At 70.2% G+C, this 16,096-nt stretch carries 13 protein-coding genes; 10 read left to right on the plus strand and 3 right to left on the minus strand.

Annotated elements, in window-relative coordinates:
* The first annotated feature begins 178 nt into the window (after positions 1-178).
* The 4 genes from ACT3SQ_RS15865 to ACT3SQ_RS15880 all read left to right on the plus strand — a co-directional run bounded on the left by ACT3SQ_RS15865 (position 179) and on the right by ACT3SQ_RS15880 (position 5,122).
* Positions 179-940: a DeoR/GlpR family DNA-binding transcription regulator gene (locus ACT3SQ_RS15865; protein WP_441444296.1), complete on the plus strand. Its 762-nt coding sequence runs from the start codon at positions 179-181 to the stop codon at positions 938-940.
* Entirely contained in the window at positions 937-1,893 is a 957-nt protein-coding gene (locus tag ACT3SQ_RS15870) for a 1-phosphofructokinase family hexose kinase (RefSeq protein ID WP_442332325.1), read from the plus strand. The genes ACT3SQ_RS15865 and ACT3SQ_RS15870 overlap by 4 nt, the downstream gene beginning before the upstream one ends.
* Positions 1,894-1,957: 64 nt before the next feature.
* Positions 1,958-4,030, plus strand: a complete 2,073-nt coding sequence (locus ACT3SQ_RS15875; protein WP_444502235.1) for a PTS fructose transporter subunit IIABC — start codon at positions 1,958-1,960, stop codon at positions 4,028-4,030.
* Positions 4,031-4,267: 237 nt separating this feature from the next.
* Positions 4,268-5,122: a YwaF family protein gene (locus ACT3SQ_RS15880; RefSeq protein WP_441444293.1), complete on the plus strand. Its 855-nt coding sequence runs from the start codon at positions 4,268-4,270 to the stop codon at positions 5,120-5,122.
* Here ACT3SQ_RS15880 and ACT3SQ_RS15885 read toward each other — a convergent pair.
* A complete protein-coding gene (locus ACT3SQ_RS15885; protein WP_444502234.1) occupies positions 5,056-8,295 on the minus strand; it encodes a GH92 family glycosyl hydrolase in 3,240 nt (1,079 codons plus the stop codon). The two genes, ACT3SQ_RS15880 and ACT3SQ_RS15885, sit on opposite strands and share 67 nt — an antisense overlap.
* Positions 8,296-8,427: 132 nt before the next feature.
* Here ACT3SQ_RS15885 and ACT3SQ_RS15890 point away from each other — a divergent pair, with 132 nt between their 5' ends.
* Positions 8,428-8,928 (plus strand): hypothetical protein, encoded by a 501-nt coding sequence (locus ACT3SQ_RS15890; RefSeq protein ID WP_441444291.1) that lies wholly within the window; start codon positions 8,428-8,430, stop codon positions 8,926-8,928.
* 50 nt (positions 8,929-8,978) lie between these two features.
* Here the strand turns inward: ACT3SQ_RS15890 and ACT3SQ_RS15895 are convergent, their stop codons facing one another.
* Positions 8,979-9,587 (minus strand): thymidine kinase, encoded by a 609-nt coding sequence (locus ACT3SQ_RS15895; RefSeq protein WP_441444290.1) that lies wholly within the window; start codon positions 9,585-9,587, stop codon positions 8,979-8,981.
* An 89-nt stretch (positions 9,588-9,676) separates the two neighbouring features.
* Between ACT3SQ_RS15895 and ACT3SQ_RS15900 the strand changes: the two genes are divergently transcribed.
* The 5 genes from ACT3SQ_RS15900 (at position 9,677) to ACT3SQ_RS15920 (ending at position 15,303) form a co-directional block, all read left to right on the plus strand.
* Entirely contained in the window at positions 9,677-10,324 is a 648-nt protein-coding gene (locus ACT3SQ_RS15900) for a mismatch-specific DNA-glycosylase (RefSeq protein WP_442332323.1), read from the plus strand.
* A gap of 206 nt (positions 10,325-10,530) precedes the next feature.
* The gene (locus ACT3SQ_RS15905) at positions 10,531-11,889 is read left to right on the plus strand and encodes an NtaA/DmoA family FMN-dependent monooxygenase (RefSeq protein ID WP_441444288.1); all 1,359 of its coding nucleotides are present in this window, start codon (positions 10,531-10,533) and stop codon (positions 11,887-11,889) included.
* A gap of 141 nt (positions 11,890-12,030) precedes the next feature.
* The gene (locus ACT3SQ_RS15910; protein ID WP_441444287.1) at positions 12,031-13,137 is read left to right on the plus strand and encodes a baeRF2 domain-containing protein; all 1,107 of its coding nucleotides are present in this window, start codon (positions 12,031-12,033) and stop codon (positions 13,135-13,137) included.
* A 197-nt stretch (positions 13,138-13,334) separates the two neighbouring features.
* On the plus strand, positions 13,335-13,661 hold the full coding sequence (locus ACT3SQ_RS15915; RefSeq protein WP_441444286.1) for a plasmid stabilization protein: 327 nt from the start codon (positions 13,335-13,337) through the stop codon (positions 13,659-13,661).
* A gap of 250 nt (positions 13,662-13,911) precedes the next feature.
* On the plus strand, positions 13,912-15,303 hold the full coding sequence (locus tag ACT3SQ_RS15920) for a TerC family protein (RefSeq protein ID WP_444502233.1): 1,392 nt from the start codon (positions 13,912-13,914) through the stop codon (positions 15,301-15,303).
* Positions 15,304-15,362: 59 nt separating this feature from the next.
* On the opposite strand, the gene ACT3SQ_RS15925 is transcribed toward ACT3SQ_RS15920, so the two are convergent.
* A complete protein-coding gene (locus tag ACT3SQ_RS15925) occupies positions 15,363-16,067 on the minus strand; it encodes a lysoplasmalogenase (RefSeq protein WP_444601375.1) in 705 nt (234 codons plus the stop codon).
* Between the last annotated feature and the right edge of the window lie 29 nt (positions 16,068-16,096).

Here is a 16,096-nt window from a genome sequence, read left to right on the forward strand (position 1 = left end):
ACGCCCGGTGCTGCGCAGGCAGGCAGCTCCGGGATTCAACGCTCGACCCACCGCACACCCAGAAAAACCCACACACTCCCACTGTTGTTTTGTGTGGCTTTCCCGGCTACTGTGATCCTCACGCGGTACGGCTCCCCGAGCTCTCCGCTCCCGCCCCGTCGATGAAGCAGGTGGATGCATGTACGCCCCAGAACGCCGACATCGGATCCTGGATGCGCTGACCGAATCCGGCCGCGTCACCGTCACCGATCTCGCCGCACAGTTCGAGGTGGCCACCGAGACCATCCGCCGCGATCTCGACCAGCTCGCCGAACAGCGGCTCCTGGATCGCGTCCACGGCGGGGCCGTCACGCGTCACCCCGGCGAGGTGGAGCCGGACCTCGAATCCCGCCGGATCACCAACATCGAGGCCAAGCGGCGCCTGGCCCTCGCCGCCGCGCGTCTGCTGCCCTCCGACCCCGAGGCCGCCGTGCTGCTCGACGCCGGCACCACGATCGGTGAGCTCCTGCCCCACCTCGACGGTCGCCGTGGCCCCGTGATCACGAACGCTCCTGCGATCGCGCAGGGCGCCCTGCGCCATACCGATCTGGCGGTGCACGTGCTTCCCGGCAGGGTGCGTCCCGCCACCGAGGCAGCCGTCGGTGCCACCACCGTCGACGCGATCCGTCTGCTCCATCCGGAGGTCGTGTTCCTCGGCTGCAACGGCCTGGGGCCCGAGGGCTTCACCACCCCCGACCCCGACGAAGCCGCCGTGAAGACGGCGATGGTGACGTCGGCCGACCGGCGAGTGGTCCTCGCAGACTCCTCGAAGTTCGGCATCACGCGCCTGATCACCTTCGCCGCCCTCACCGACGTCGACACCCTGGTCACCGACGGACCACCGCCTCCCGAGCTCAGCGCCCTCCTCGCTGAAGCCGGCGTCGAGGTGATCTGCGCATGATCATCACGTTCACCGCGAATCCCTCACTGGATCGGACGGTCGACCTGGGTGGCCCGCTCACCCCCGGGGGCGTGCATCGCATCGGCGAGGACCACACCCAGCCCGGCGGCAAGGGCATCAACGTCGCGCTCGGCGTCCACCGAGCGGGCCTGCCCGTCACCGCGGTGCTCCCGGCAGCACCGGCGGACCCACTGCTGACGCTGCTCGCAGCGGAGGGGCTCACGGTCCGCTCCAGCCCGATCTCGGGCAGGGTGCGCACGAACCTCACCGTGCTCTCCAGCCCGCAGCTCACCACCAAGCTCAACGAGCCCGGGGCGACTCTGTCCGTCTCCGAGGTCTCCGCACTCGAACAGCTCCTGCTGGGAACCGCCGGTCCGCAGGACACCGTGATGCTCTCCGGCTCGCTGGCACCGGGCCTGCCGGTCGACGAGTATGTGCGCCTGGTGCAGCAGCTCCACGCCCAGGGGGCCCGGGTCGGGGTCGACACCTCAGACGCGCCGCTCATGGCGCTCGCCGCCGCACTGCCGCAGGTCGCGCCAGACTTCCTCAAGCCCAATGCCGAGGAGCTCGGACAGATCGTCGGCACCGACGGCGATGCCCTCGAGCAGCAGGCCGCCGCCGGTGACCTCACCGGAGTGCACGAGGCGGCCCTGGACCTCCACCACCGCGGCGTCGGCGCCGTGCTGGTGACCCTCGGCGGAGCAGGCGGACTGCTCGCCACCGAGGGTTCCGCCTGGTACTGCCCCTCCGCAGCGGGCCCGGTGGTCTCCACCGTCGGCGCCGGCGACTCCGCGACCGCGGGCTACCTGATCGGCCGCGATCTCGGGGAGGGACCGGCACAGCGCCTGGCCCGCGCCCTGGCCTACGGGACGGCCGCCGTCGGCCTGCCCGGCACCACCATCCCCCGGCCGGACCAGGTGCGCATCGACGCCACCGGCGTCGTCCGTCTCTGAACCTGCCCTCACCCTGCACGCCCTCACTCCGCAGTCGCGGAGGAGCCCGTTCGAAGGAGAACTCATGTCCGCTCCCCTGATGACCCCAGAGCTGGTCCGCCTCGAGGTCGATCCTCCCGGCGACAAGCACGCGGTGATCGGCCTGATGGCTGATCTGATCTCCGCCACCGGTCGCGCCGACCGCGACGGCCTCGAGGCGGGGCTGCTCAAGCGCGAGGAGTCCTTCGCCACCGGCATGCCCGGCGGCTTCGCGATCCCCCACTGCCGCACCGACGCGGTCCATGAGGCGGCGCTGGGTTTCCTGCGCCTCGCAGAGCCCGTGGATTTCGGCTCCGCCGATGGGCCCGCTGATCTGATCATCGGTATCGCTGCTCCCACGGGCACCGACGACCAGCATCTGAAGCTCCTCGCTCAGCTCTCGCGCGCGCTCATCCGCCCCGAGTTCCTCGCGGACCTGCGTGCTGTGAAGGAGCCCCATGAGGTCTCCGACCTGGTCATGGCCGTGCTCGAGCCCGCACCGGAGCCCGTGGCGGCCCCGGCGACGGCAGCAGGGACAGCCGCCAGCACAGGCGCAGGGACGACTGCGGAGGCCACACCGGTGGCGCAGCCCGACGCCGACGCAGCTCCGGTGCTGCTGGCGATCACCTCCTGCCCCACCGGCATCGCCCACACCTATATGGCCGCCGAGTCGCTCGAGAACGCCGCGAAGGAGAAGGGCGTCGAGCTGCACGTGGAGACCCAGGGCTCGGGCGGGATCACCCCCTTCACCGAGGAGCAGATCGCCGCGGCGAGCGCACTGATCGTCGCCGCAGATGTCAACATCTCCGGTCGTGAGCGCTTCGCCGGACTGCCGCTGGTGGAGCATCCCGTCAAGCGGGCCATCTCCCACGGCCCGCAGATGATCGACGAGGCCGTCGCCGCCTCCTCGGACCCGTCGGCCCGGCGCGTGCCCACCGCCGGCGCGTCCGGCAGCGGCTCTGCTGACTCCTCGCAGTCGGGGACGCGGCAGTCCTGGCCGCGACGGATCCAGGGCGCCGTGATGACCGGCGTGTCCTACATGATCCCCTTCGTCGCCGCGGGCGGCCTGCTGATGGCGCTGGGCTTCCTCATCGCCGGCTTCGACGTCGCTTTCGTCGCGCAGGACGTCGCGACCACCTTCTCGCTCGGCTCCCTGCCGGACCCCCAGACCTATGACGGTGCGACCGGGGCGATGCAGACCGATCGGGCAGGTCTGGCCCTCTACCTCGGCGCAGTGCTGTTCACCCTCGGCAACCTCGGCATGGGCTTCCTGGTGGCAGCGCTGTCGGGCTACATCGCCTTCGGCCTCGCGGGACGCCCGGGCATCGCCCCCGGCTTCATCGGCGGCGCCGTGTCCCTGGCGATCGGTGCCGGGTTCCTCGGCGGCCTGATCACCGGCCTGCTGGCCGGCCTGGTCGCCCTGTGGTTCACCACCCTGAAGCCGCCGCGGTGGCTCGCCGGGCTGATGCCCGTGGTGATCATCCCGCTGCTGACCACCCTCATCGTGGGCGGTCTGATGCTGCTGTTCCTGGGCCGCCCGCTGGCCTCCCTGATGACCGCCCTGCAGGACGGGCTGACCGGGATGTCCGGCTCCTCCGCGATTCTGCTCGGCGTGATCATCGGCCTGATGATGTGCATCGACCTGGGCGGACCGGTCAACAAGGCCGCCTACCTGTTCGCGACCGCCGGCCTCTCCCAGGGCACCGAGGCATCCTTCCAGATCATGGCGGCCGTGATGGCCGCGGGCATGGTGCCGCCGCTGGCGATGGCCCTGTCCACCGTGGTGCGCCGGAAGCTCTACTCCCCGGTGGAGCGGGAGAACGGCGCCACTGCCTGGCTGCTCGGGGCGGCGTTCATCACGGAGGGCGCGATCCCCTTCGCCGCGGCGGACCCGCTGCGCGTGATCCCCTCCTCGATGGCCGGCGGCGCCGTCACCGGTGCGCTGATCATGGCTTTCAGCGTCGGCTCGCAGGCCCCGCACGGCGGCATCTTCGTCGCCTTCGCGATCTCCCCGATCTGGGGATTCCTGGTGGCGATCCTCGCCGGCACGCTGGTCTCCGCGGCGCTGGTCACCGTGCTCAAGGAGCTCGGCAGCCGCCGACAGGGCGCTGCCGCCTAATCCTCCGGGCCATGCCCGGCTGAGCCGGACTCCTCCCCTCTTCCGAGCACGCCCACCGAGCATGACCTTCGGTGCACACCTCTCTCGACTGGAAGCTCCCCGCCGCGGCGGGGAGCTTTCGTATGCTCGAACAGAGTGCCTGTGCTGGCCCACCATCGTGGCGGAGCGAAGACGACAGACCGACGACGTCGACCCTCGAGAGCGGCCGGAGCACTCGCCGGAGCGCAAGGAGCAGAGATGCCGGAGAGCCACAGTTCAGGCGCTCTGCTGGCCGCGGGGCCCCTCGGGCACATGCCCGCCTACGGCGCGGCCCACCTGACCATGCTCGCCTTGCTCGTGCTCGCCGCTTTCGCGCTGGTCCTCTGGGCCCGCCGCTCAGCACCGCAGCGCGTGGACCAGGTGCTCCGCATCGCAGGCTGGGTGCTGCTCGCCAACGCCGTGTTCTGGACGTCGTGGGGCTTCATGCCCTGGGCCTGGAACCTCCATGAATCCCTGCCGCTGCACTATTCCGACGCGCTGCGGTTCCTCGTGCCACTGGCCCTGATCACACAGGCCCGGTGGGCGATCGTGGTCAGCTGGTTCTGGGGCCTGACGTTGAACCTGCAGTCCGTGCTCACGCCGGATGTGAACTACTTCGTGTGGATCCCGTTGGAGTTCACGCAGTACTGGATCGCGCATGGGGCGGGACTGCTGGCACCTCTGGTGCTGATCTGGGGGCTCGGCTATCGGCCCACCTGGCGGGGCTACGGACTCGCCTACGCGGTGACGGCGGCGTGGGCGGTGATCGCCTTCACCGGCAATGCTCTGACCGGCGCGAACTACGGCTACCTCAACCGGGCTCCCGCAGGGCCCTCGATCCTGGACCTGCTCGGCCCATGGCCGCAGTACCTGCTGGTCGAAGCGGTGCTGATCGCGGCGGTCTGGGCGCTGATGACCTGGCCGTGGGCGCTGCGCGACCGGCGTTCAGGCATCCCGCTCTCCGGCCGTGGCGGTGTCCTCAGGCGCCCGCTCGCGTCTCAGGCTCCTCAGGCCAGCAGCTCGATCTCCGCCAGCCGGAGCAGCCCCTCAGAGACCGTCACCACCAGGCGGTGATGGAGGCAGGGCCAGGGGTTCGCGATCTCGAAGGGGCGGGTCTGTCGGCGCCAGCGGAAGCTCTGCGCGGAACGGGCGTCGAGCACCGTCCAGTCGCGCCCGTCGTCCGATCCCTCGAGGCGCCAGGCGATCGGGTCCCCGCCGGTCTGCGCAGAGGAGGTCAGGGTGAGGAATCGGGCCTGCTGCGGCTCGCCCAGCTCCGGCAGCTCGATCACCGCGCTCGCAGTTCCGAAGGCGCGCTCGGTGCGGGAGTCGTCATCGTGCAGCGGGTCCGAGGGGTCGGCGGCGAACAGATCGCGCAGCGGCTGCGGCCGCTCCCCCGGCGTGCTCGGGGACGGGGGGATCCCTCCCCAGTCCGCGGGTTCCGCGGCGAGGCGCAGGTGCAGGCGGCCGCGCAGGTCCGCGTGGTCGATCCAGGAGTCGCGGTGCTCCCGGCCGTCCACGGTCATGCCGGTGATGCAGGTGTCCTGCGGATCCTCCGCCTGGGTGGTGATGGAGAACGGGGTCCCGCCCAGGGGATGCACGGTGGCGCGGGGGAACAGCGGCGCCACCAGGTGGTAGCGGCCGGTTCCGAGCTGCAGGGGGTACAGGCCCAGCGCTGTGAGCAGCCACCAGGCGCTCATCTCGCCGTTGTCCTCATCACCCGGGTAGCCCTGGCCGATCTGCTCGCCGACGAAGAGCCGGCGGTGCACCTCTCGCACGATCCGGGACGCCTCCTCGGGTGCTCCGACGTGGTGGAAGAGGAAGGGGATGTGGTGCGAGGGCTGGTTCGACATCCCGAACTGGCCCATCCGCACTGCGCGCGCCTCGACCATCTCGTGGATGACCGTGTCGTAGCTGCCCGGTCGGTCTGCCCGCTCCGGGGTGTCGAAGAATTCCTCGAGCCGTCCACGCAGCATCTCGCGGCCGCCGTACAGGGTGGCCAGCCCCTCCCCGTCATGCGGGACGTGGAAGGCGAAGTTCCAGCCGTCGGTCTCGGTGTAGTCCCCGCCCCAGACGCGAGGGTCATACTCCTCGGGGCTCTGCGCGAAGGCGCCATCGGCGTGGCGGCCCTGGAAGAACTCGATCGCGGGGTCGAACAGCAACGGGTAGTTCAGGCTGCGCGCCGCAAGATAGCGCGCCTCCTCGCGCAGCTGCCCGGCCGCCACCGCCTCGCCGTCGGCCTCGGCGCGCTGCGCGAGCAGCTCCGCCTGGGCGGCGAGTCCCGCGTCGTTGATGTGCGCCTCGAGCGCCCAGGACACGGACTCCTCGGTATCCGTGTCGACATAGCCGGTGAACACCGCCCGCTCGTTGCCCTTGCGCCCCACCTCGGGGAAGGGCGGGGCCACGGTGGCGTTGCGCAGCCCTGACTCGTAGGCGGAGAGCAGGTCCGGCAGCGGGACCCCTTTGACGTGGAGGTCCGCGAAGGCGATATCGCTGCTGGTGCCGGTCATGCAGTCCGCATATCCCGGCGCAGACCAGCGGGCGATCCAACCGCCCTCGCGGTACTGCTGGACGAAGCCGTCCGCGAGCTCGGCGGCGAGCTGCGGATAGAGCAGCGCATAGGCCGGCCAGGACGTCCGATAGGTGTCCCAGAAACCGTGGTTGACGTACATCTTCCCCGGAAGCACCTGCGCGTTTGTGCGGGTCGCGGTGGGGGCGCCCTTCACCGGCAGCACCGGACTCGCGTGGACCGGCTCAGGACGTTCGAGGCTGCCCGCGTTCTCCCCATGCGAGGTGGGATAGAGGTTCAGCCGATAGAGGTTGCCGTACAGGGTGCGGCGCTGAGCCGGAGCGGCATCCGGGGCGTCGATCACCTGCAGCCGCTCGGACCAGGCCGCGTGGGCGGCCGCACGGACCTCCTCGAAGCTGCGCTCGGCGAGCTCCTGGCCGAACGTGCGCCGGCACTGCTCGAGACCGAGATAGCTGGTGACCAGCCGGACCGTGACCCGACGGGTGCCGGGAGCGAAGGTCAGCACGCTGCCCCGGCTCTCACCCCGAGCCTGGTCCACGGAGACCGGCGCGGGATCCACCTGCCCCAGCAGGTACATGCGGGTGGCGCCCTCGGTGCGGACCTGACCCAGTGCCGGGGAGGAGTCGACCCATGCGTGCAGGCGGCCGTCGAAGACGGATCCCGCCGCATCGACCCGCGAGTGCTGGTCGACTCCCTCGACCAGCAGGTGCGGCGCCTCGCTCTGCTCCGGCAGGTCGATCTCACAGATCGCGCCGTGGTCTGTCGGTGCCAGGCGCAGCGTGATGCCGCCGTCCAGGGCGACCTCGTACAGGTCCGGCCGGGCAGTCTCCCGGTCATGGTCGAAGGCCCGGGCCCGGGCCGCTGGGCTCGCATCCGGCGTCGCGCCGAGCAGCGGCATCATCATCAGCTGGTGACGGTCCCCCATCCAAGGGCTGGGCTGGTGGGACAGCGCCATGCCCTGGAGCCGGGGGCGGTTGTCCGGACCGTTGGCGCGGTGGTATTCGTACGCCCACCGCCGGGTGCGCGCGTCGGTCGCCGGAGTGAAGAGAGCGAAGCCGTTGGGCAGTGCGGTCAGCGGCAGAGTGTTCCCGCGGGAGAACTCGCTCGAGGCATGGCTGCCGCGCCGGGTGTCGACCCAGGCCACCGGGTCCTCGAGGGGCGGATCCGCGCGCGGAGCCCCCAGGTACGGGCCGTCGATCCAGCCGGTGAGCATCGCGCCGTCGGCGACCCGCGAAGCATCCGGCCCGCCGATCTCCTCGAGCAGGTCACCTTCGGGATCCGCCGGGGCGTCGAGCACCATCAGCACCTCGGTGATCGTGCGGCCGACGAGATCCTCCAGGCTCAACTGCACGTCATTCCACTGGTCCGCGTAGAGGATCTTCCCGTCGCCGAGTCCGCGGGCGGTGGCGAGGGTCCCGTACTGGTCGCGGGGCGCGATGTCCGAGAGCCGGCTGCCATCGTCGAGCACCAGATCGAGAGCCACATAGGTCGCCCCCCAGGTCTGGGCCGCATCCAGCGCAGGGTGCACGAACCAGCGCAGGACATCACCGGGGGCGATGGTGCGGCCCGTCAGCTCCCGGAGACCCGGGAGGACAGGTGCCACGGCTTCGGCGCCCTCACCGGCGCTCCCTGCGTACCGCAGGGCGGACGGTGCCCGCAGCCCGGCGCCGTCCTTGCTGGTCGGTGATCCCACGGGTCCCTGGTCTGCGGTGACGATCATGCACGCCAGGCTATCGACTGCCCGTCCTCTCGCGGGCCAGGCAGGCCCGGGAGTGGGGAGTGCTCCCCATCGCACGGCAGTGCCGAGTACGGGATACTGACCGGAGACGCCACACGAACCCGGGGAGAAGTCATGGTCTACGCACAGCCGCAGCAGGGGCGCCCGCTGTCCTCGGGACCCGGTCGGCCCAAGCGCCCGATGTGGCATTGGCTGCTGGTCGCCGGCGTCGCCGCCGTCGGTCTGCTGGTGATCGCGGCCTTCGCGATCTTCATCGCCTTCCAGGTGCTCACCCGCGGTAACCCGCAGTCGACTCTCGAGGATTTCTACACCTCGCTGGAGACCACGGACTGCGAGCTGTTCATGGACTCCACCACGGAGGAGTACCGCGACGCGACCGGGTTGACGAGCTGCTCGATCTTCGAGGAGGCGCTGGGCGGGATCACCTCGATCGACTATCAGGTCGATGAGCGCATCAACCGGCAGGGATACGCGATCTTCGAGGTCACCGAGTCGTTCTCCTCGAATGGGGACGACGCCGAGGTCCAGCTGCGCTACTACGTGCGGCGCATCGACGGGCAGTGGGACCTGGACGGCATCGAAGTCGTCGAGCCGGGCGCCGAGCCGATCACCTGAGCGGGCCGTTCCTCGGAACGGCATGACGGTTCCTCCGCGCGGCAGGCGTGTCACCCGAGCGGCGTGGCGTTCCCCCCGAGCGGCTGGGCAGTGCTCCAGCGATGGCTGCGGCAGCGCGCCTGATAGGACTCGGCGCCACCGACCTGCAAGGTGGTGATCCGCTGAGCATCGGAGCCGTCATCGACGAGCCGGGTGTGGAAGGCCGCATCCGCGCCGCAGACGGTGCACACCGCAGTCAGCTTCACCACCTCCTCGGCGAGCGCCATCAGCGTGGGCAGCGGGGCGAAGGGCTCACCGTCGTAGGTGATGCACAGCCCGGCGACCTCCACCTGGATCCCGGCGTCGAGCAGCCTCTCGATCACCGGCACGATCGACGGGCCGAAGAACTGGGCCTCATCGATCGCGACCATGTGGGGTCTGTCCTCACCGGTCGGCACCTGCAGCTCCTCGGCATGCTCGAGCATGCGCGCGGGGAGCGAGCGCCCGGCGTGGGAGCTCAGCCGGTCCGCGCCGCCGCGTTCATCCAGAAGGTGGCCGACCACCTCCACCCGCAGCCCGGCCAACCGGGCCCGATGGACCCTCCGCAGCAGCTCCTCGGTCTTGCCAGCGAACATCGGACCCGCGATCACGTGCAGTCGTCCTGCCTCCATGGGGCGCATGTCCTCAGCGTACGCGCGGCCCGCAGAGCCCCACCCAGAGCGCGCGCTCCGCAGTGCATCGCGCCCGCGCTCCGCAGTACAGTGCCGGGATGAGCACACGGCGCCCCTCCCCCCTCGCGGGCCGGAAGCCGACCAAGCAGGACCTCGCCGCCTTCGCCACCCCGGATCCGGACTCGATCGACGATGTGCTGCCCGATCCGGCGCTGGACCCGCCGCTGCGGCTGCTGATCGTCGGCATCAATCCCGGTCTCTGGACCGCAGCGGTCAACGCTCCCTTCGCCCGGCCCGGCAACCGGTTCTGGCCCTCGTTGCACAGGGCCGGTCTCACCTCCCGCCTGGTCGATGCCTCCCGCGGGTTGGCTCCCGAGGACGAGCAGGATCTCCACCGACGCGGCATCGGCATCACGAATCTGATCGGTCGCGCCACGGTGCGCGCCGACGAGCTGGGGCGTGAAGAGCTGCAACGGTCCGGGACGCAGCTGATCGCACGGCTCGAGCAGCTGCGACCGCAGGCCGTCGCGATCGCGGGCATCACCGCATTCCGCTCCGCCTACTCGCTGCCCAAGGCCCGGCTCGGGCTCCAGGACCCCGCCACGGTCGCCGGCTGGCCTGCGAGCGTCGCGCTGTGGGTGGTGCCGCAGCCGAGCGGGCTGAACGCCCATGCTTCCGTGGCATCGCTCGCCGACAACTGGCGCGAGGTCGCCCGCAGCGCCGGCGTCCACCACCCCGAGAGCTGATCACCCTCAGCAGGCCGGGCGATCCCCGAGGGTCCCGGGATGCGTCGCTCCCGTGGCCCCGGTGAATCATGACGCCGCAGGAACGAGTGCGTCGACGTAGAGGGCGCCGTCGAATTCCCCGGTCACCGTCGTTCACAGGACGTGCGCGGCGGGGCCGCAGGGCGGATCGTGCAGGGCAGCATCCCTGACCGACGAATGGAGCCCTCGTGTCCCCCAAGCCCCTCATCCTGAACCTGTTCGAGATGAACTGCGTCGGCCATATCACCCACGGGCTGTGGCGGCTGCCCGGCAACAACCGCCATCGCTACACCGACCTCGAGTACTGGACCGAGCTCGCACAGATCGCCGAATCCGGCGGCTTCACCGCGATCTTCCTCGCCGATGTGGTGGGTGCCTATGACACCTACGGAGGCTCCGCCGAGACCGCCCTGCGGGAGGGGCTGCAGATCCCCAACAACGATCCGATGCTGGTGGTCCCCGCGATGGCCGCGGTCACCGAACGCCTCGGCTTCGGCATCACCTTCTCCACGAGCTACGAGCCGCCCTTCGCCTTCGCCCGGCGCATGTCCACCCTGGACCACCTCACCGATGGACGGGTCGGGTGGAACATCGTCACCTCCTACCTGCCCAACGCTGCGCGCAACTTCGGGCTCGCCGACGAGATCGAGCACGATCACCGCTACGAGATCGCCGACGAGTACCTCGAGGTGGTGTACAAGCTCTGGGAGGGCTCGTGGGAGGAGGACGCCGTGGTGCGTGACGCCGAGGCCGGTACCTACGCGGACCCGACCAAGGTCCACCGCATCGACCATGTCGGCGAGAACTTCTCCGTCGCCGGCCCGCATCTCTCCGAGCCCTCCCCGCAGCGCACCCCGACTCTGATCCTCGCCACTGCGTCCCCCGCGGGTGCCCTGCGCGCCGGACGCCATGCCGAGCTGGTCTTCACCCACGGCCCGTTGCTCGAGCGCACCGTCCCGGCCGTGCGCGCCGCCGCTGCGGAGGCCGGCCGCGATCCCGCAGCTCCGAAGTTCGTGGTGCAGGCGGCGGTGATCACGGCCAGCACCCAGGAGGAGGTCGACGCGAAGCTCGCCCTCTACCGGGAGCACCGCTCGATCGAGGGCATGCTCGTGCATCAGTCGGTGCCGATCCGGGCGCTCGAGCACCCGCGGGAGCGGACCATCGCCGAGGCGCTCGAGGCCGAGGGCCTGCCGGCGGACACCCCGGTGGGCCGGCGCGGTCTCTCCTCCACCGTCGGCGAGCTGCTGGACGCCGTCGACGAGGCCTGGCAGGACAGGTTCTTCGTGGCCGGCACGCCGGAGGTGGTCGCGGATGCGATCGAGCACTGGCTCGATGTGGAGGGCATCGACGGGATCAACCTGCGTCAGTACCACTCCTTCGACACCGTGCGCGACTTCGCGGAGCTGGTCTCCCCGATCCTGCGGGAGCGCGGCCGCCTGCCCGAGCTGGAGGGCACTCTGCGCCGTCGGCTGAGCGGGAGCGACCGGCTCCCGGCGGAGCATCCTGCCGCGCAGTTCCGGGGCGCCTTCACGGATCACGGGGTCTGAGTGGCGATGGGCGGGGCCGGATCCGGCCGTTTGCTTGCGGCGACCGGGCGCGCGTGGAAGTGTTGAGCGGACCCAGGCGGGGCGACGAGGCCGAGCAAGGGTGCTCGCTCCCCCGCACGTAGAGCATGTTGGAGGTCACCTGTGAAACTGCCTTGGCTCACTCCTGTCCTGGACCAGACCGGTCCCCTGATCTCGGTCCATCTCGACACCACGCGGACCGATCCGCAGGCCGCCGGCGAGCTCGAGGCGAGGTGGGCACAGCTGCGTTCCCGGCTCGGTGCGGAGGGCGCCCCGCAGGTCCTGCTCACCCAGATCGAGGACTCCGTCCTCAGCCCTTCACCACTGGGCGGTCGCCATGGGCGCTCGCTCTTCGCCTCGGACACCGAGATCCTGGTGGACCGGGTGCTGCCCGTGCCGCCGCTGCAGGAATCCGCCCACCGCGGGGAGTTCCCCACGCTGCTCCCCCTGCTCCGGCTGATCCCGTTCGCGGTCAGCCAGCTGCTGATCGTGGTGGACCGCGCAGGGGCGGACCTGCACCTGCGCTCCCCGGAGAATCCCTCGATCAGCCATGGGACCAATGGGCTGGGCGAGGACTCGACGGTCGAGGGCGGCCACGACGTGCTCCACAAGGCGAGCCTCGGAGGCGGGGCCCAGCACGGCTGGCGAGCGGACAACTACGAGGCCCGTGTCGAGGACTCCTGGGAGCGCAACGCCGACGCCGTCGCCGGCTCGGTCGAGAAGATCCTGCGCGAGCGCCAGGTCGACATGGTGATGGTCAGCGGTGATGTCCGTGCGATCGGTCTGCTGCGCGAGGCACTGGGCCGGGAGACCCGGGAGCGCCTGGTGGAGGTCCAAGGCGCAAGCCGCGGCGTCGCGCTGGACCGCGGCCCGTTCCGCGAGGAGCTGCGCCTGGTCACCGACGAGTTCATCGCGGCCCGCCAACGGGAGCTCGCGGCCCGTTTCCGGGAGAGCCAGGCCCGCGACGGCGCCTCGGTCGGCGGTGCGGCGGAGGTCTGGCAGGCCCTCTCCCGCGGACAGGTCGAGGAGCTCCTGTTCGTCGCCGGCCACGAGCCGGCGGGTATCGAGGAGCTTCTGCGCGGTGCGCTCGCCACCGATGCGGCCATCTCCGCGCTCCCGGAGGATGCCGACGGGATCCCCGAGGGTGTCGGGGCGCTGCTGCGCTGGCGCGATGAGACCACCCCGTCCAACAGCATCGGGTCCATGTCCGGAGATGCTCGCCGCGAGTGATCGCGGCCGAGGAACGGTCCACCGACGGTCGGGGCGCCTGCGCACCGGCCGTCGGTCGGCGGGCCGCTCCTGCCCCGGGGATGTCGACCGTTCGGTTCCCAGCCTCGCCCTCGTACGCGGACTGCGTGAGGATGGGGGCCCGCGGGCAGCCCGCCCGCTGAAAGCACAGCACAGCGACGATGAGAGCAGGAGTGACCATGCCCAAGGCCTGGAGCTCGAAGCGTGAACGCCAGTACGAGCACATCAAGGACAGTCAGATCGAGAGCGGCAGCTCCGAGGATGAGGCGGAGGAGATCGCTGCTCGCACCGTGAACAAGACTCGTGCCCAAGAGGGCGAGTCCGAGGAGGCGAGCCGAACCTCCACGCAGGACAAGTCCCCCTCCGAACGGGGCGGCCAGCGCTCCCACTCCGGGGCGCAGGGGCGCACCAAGGAGCAGCTCTACGCCGATGCAAAGCGTCAGGGAGTCGAAGGACGCTCGACCATGGACAAGGACGAGCTGAAGGACGCCGTCGAGGATCGGTGAGGTTGATGCCACGCCCGGGTCGCAGCACGTCCGCTGTTCTCGCCGCTGACGTCCGGCAGCCGATGTCGGCGCCGCTCCCACTCCCCGCCCAGGAACCAGCAGTACGGTGCGAGATGGCAACGGGGGAGTATCCGCCACGCTGCGGACGTCATCACGAGGACCGTCATCGGACCTCCGGGCGCAGCGGCCCGTCGAGCAGATCGACGGGTGGAGAGACTCGGGTCAGAACTCGACCCAGGAAAGCTCTCCTATGACTGTCTCCCCGCTCGTCTGGATCCTCACGATCGTGGCGGTCCTCGGCCTGCTGGCCTTCGACTACTTCTTCCATGTGCGCAAGGCGCACATCCCCACTCTGCGCGAAGCCGCGATCTGGTCCTCCATCTACGTAGGGATCGCGCTGCTGTTCGGTGTCGGGGTGCTCCTCGTCGGCGGCGGCACGATGGGCGGCGAGTACTTCGCCGGCTATGTCACCGAGAAGGCGCTCTCGGTGGACAACCTCTTCGTGTTCCTCGTGATCATGGGCGCCTTCGCGGTCCCGCGCGAGGACCAGCAGAAGGTATTGTTGTTCGGCATCACCTTCGCGATCATCGCCCGCTCCGGCATGATCGCGATCGGTGCCGCCGCGATCGACGCGTTCTCCTGGGTGTTCTACGCCTTCGGCGCGATCCTGCTGATCACCGCGGTGAAGATGATCGTCGATGAGCTGAAGGACGACTCCGGCGAGGAGGAGAAGGAGAGCTTCTTCGTCCGCGTGATCAAGAAGTTCCTCCCCGCGACGGACGAGTTCGACGGCGACAAGCTCTTCACGATCGAGAACGGCAAGCGGGTGCTCACCCCGATGCTGCTGGTGATGATCGCCATCGGCGCCACCGACCTGCTGTTCGCGCTCGACTCGATCCCGGCGATCTTCGGCCTCACCCAGAACACCTACATCGTGTTCACCGCGACCGTGTTCTCGCTGCTGGGCCTGCGCCAGCTGTACTTCCTCATCGACGGTCTCCTGGACCGCCTGGTGTACCTCTCCTACGGCCTCTCGATCATCCTCGCGTTCATCGGCGTGAAGCTCGTCTTCCACGCCCTGCACGAGAACGAACTGCCCTTCGTCAACGGCGGCGAGCCCTTCCATGGCGTCCCGGAGATCACGACCGGGTTCTCCCTCAGCGTCATCCTCGGTGTTCTCACCGTCACGGTGCTCGCCTCCCTGCTGTCACCCAAGGGTCGGGCGCAGGCGGCCGTGAACAATGCCCACCAGGAGGCGAAGGCGTACATCGAGATGTCCTATGCGTCCTTCGAGGAACGGCGCCAGGGGATCTACGACCAGATGATCGCGCACGAGAAGAGGATCGACTCCCTGCCCGCGAAGTACGAGTCCATGGTCGTGGCGGAGAAGAACGTGCGCGAGCTCCTGGCGGACGCCCACCGGATCCATGAGCACCGGGCCGAGCACCATGAACGCGGCGAGCGCTCCGACGAGCAGCCCGGGGGCCTGGTGGTCACCCGCGCCGACGGCTCGGTCGCGACGGATCCCAGCGGCAGCGTCATCACGGTCGCAGAGGAGCAGGAAGCCCGCGCGACGAAGGAGGCCAAGCGCCACGAACGCGAGCAGGCCCGGGACGACCACGCCGCAGCGCGCAGGCGCTGAGCTGCAACAGTCCGGCGAACGGGCGCCCCTCGGGCACCCCGAGGGGCGCCCGTTCCCCGTCAGGGACGACGGGCTGCTGCGGGCGCTCCGCTGGCCGCCCGGCGCACCGCGAACACGACCAGTACCTGTGCCACGAGGTAGGTGGCCATCACCCAGACGTTGTGCGCAGGGAGCGTGAGCACTCCGAAGGAGTCCAGTGCGATCAGGGAGTCCGAGACCACGAACACCGCGCCGCCGATCGCCCCGAGCCGCCCCAGGCCGGTGGCCAGCAGGGCCATCGCACAGATCGCCGTCGCGTAGACCATGACTGCAGGCAGCAGCGCACCGGCTCCGGACGCCGAGAGCACGACGACGACCACCGCCACGAGCAGGTAGATCCACACCGCGCGAGGCCGGCGCAGCAACGAGGCATGCCGCCATGGCCAGAAGGCGACCGCATAGACCAGCTGTGCGATCAGGAAGCTGCCCAGCATGCCGAGGAACCCGGGCTCTCCACCCACGAAGCGAGGGATCGTGTCTCCGAGCCAGGAGAAGCCGAGGGCGATCAGGGCGAGGCGCACGAGGTCGCCTCGCGGCGCCGAAGTGCCGGTCCACAGGGCGAGGGCGAGCAACGGCATCAGCAGCACCTGGGTGAGCTCGGCGACCAGCCCGATCCCGAACCACTGCGCCGTCAGATGGATGATGCCGATCATGACCAGGGCGGCCATCCCGGTGCGCATCGATGTCTTCCCACCGCCAGCCGCCTCACCGATGCTTCCTCGCATAGGCAGAGCGTACGTCCCGCCCGACGTCC

Origin of the sequence: Brachybacterium sp. AOP42-C2-15 (assembly GCF_052377065.1) — a bacterium.
Lineage (GTDB): Bacteria > Actinomycetota > Actinomycetes > Actinomycetales > Dermabacteraceae > Brachybacterium.

Excerpts from the sequence above, each read along its gene's own strand:
- ACT3SQ_RS15885 (WP_444502234.1), bottom strand. The coding sequence starts at position 8,295 with ATGATCGTCACCGCAGACCAGGGACCCGTGGGATCACCGACCAGCAAG.
- ACT3SQ_RS15875 (WP_444502235.1), top strand. The coding sequence starts at position 1,958 with ATGTCCGCTCCCCTGATGACCCCAGAGCTGGTCCGCCTCGAGGTCGAT.
- ACT3SQ_RS15925 (WP_444601375.1), bottom strand. The coding sequence starts at position 16,067 with ATGCGAGGAAGCATCGGTGAGGCGGCTGGCGGTGGGAAGACATCGATG.
- ACT3SQ_RS15915 (WP_441444286.1), top strand. The coding sequence starts at position 13,335 with ATGCCCAAGGCCTGGAGCTCGAAGCGTGAACGCCAGTACGAGCACATC.
- ACT3SQ_RS15890 (WP_441444291.1), top strand. The coding sequence starts at position 8,428 with ATGGTCTACGCACAGCCGCAGCAGGGGCGCCCGCTGTCCTCGGGACCC.
- ACT3SQ_RS15920 (WP_444502233.1), top strand. The coding sequence starts at position 13,912 with ATGACTGTCTCCCCGCTCGTCTGGATCCTCACGATCGTGGCGGTCCTC.
- ACT3SQ_RS15865 (WP_441444296.1), top strand. The coding sequence starts at position 179 with ATGTACGCCCCAGAACGCCGACATCGGATCCTGGATGCGCTGACCGAA.
- ACT3SQ_RS15900 (WP_442332323.1), top strand. The coding sequence starts at position 9,677 with ATGAGCACACGGCGCCCCTCCCCCCTCGCGGGCCGGAAGCCGACCAAG.
- ACT3SQ_RS15880 (WP_441444293.1), top strand. The coding sequence starts at position 4,268 with ATGCCGGAGAGCCACAGTTCAGGCGCTCTGCTGGCCGCGGGGCCCCTC.
- ACT3SQ_RS15870 (WP_442332325.1), top strand. The coding sequence starts at position 937 with ATGATCATCACGTTCACCGCGAATCCCTCACTGGATCGGACGGTCGAC.
- ACT3SQ_RS15895 (WP_441444290.1), bottom strand. The coding sequence starts at position 9,587 with ATGCGCCCCATGGAGGCAGGACGACTGCACGTGATCGCGGGTCCGATG.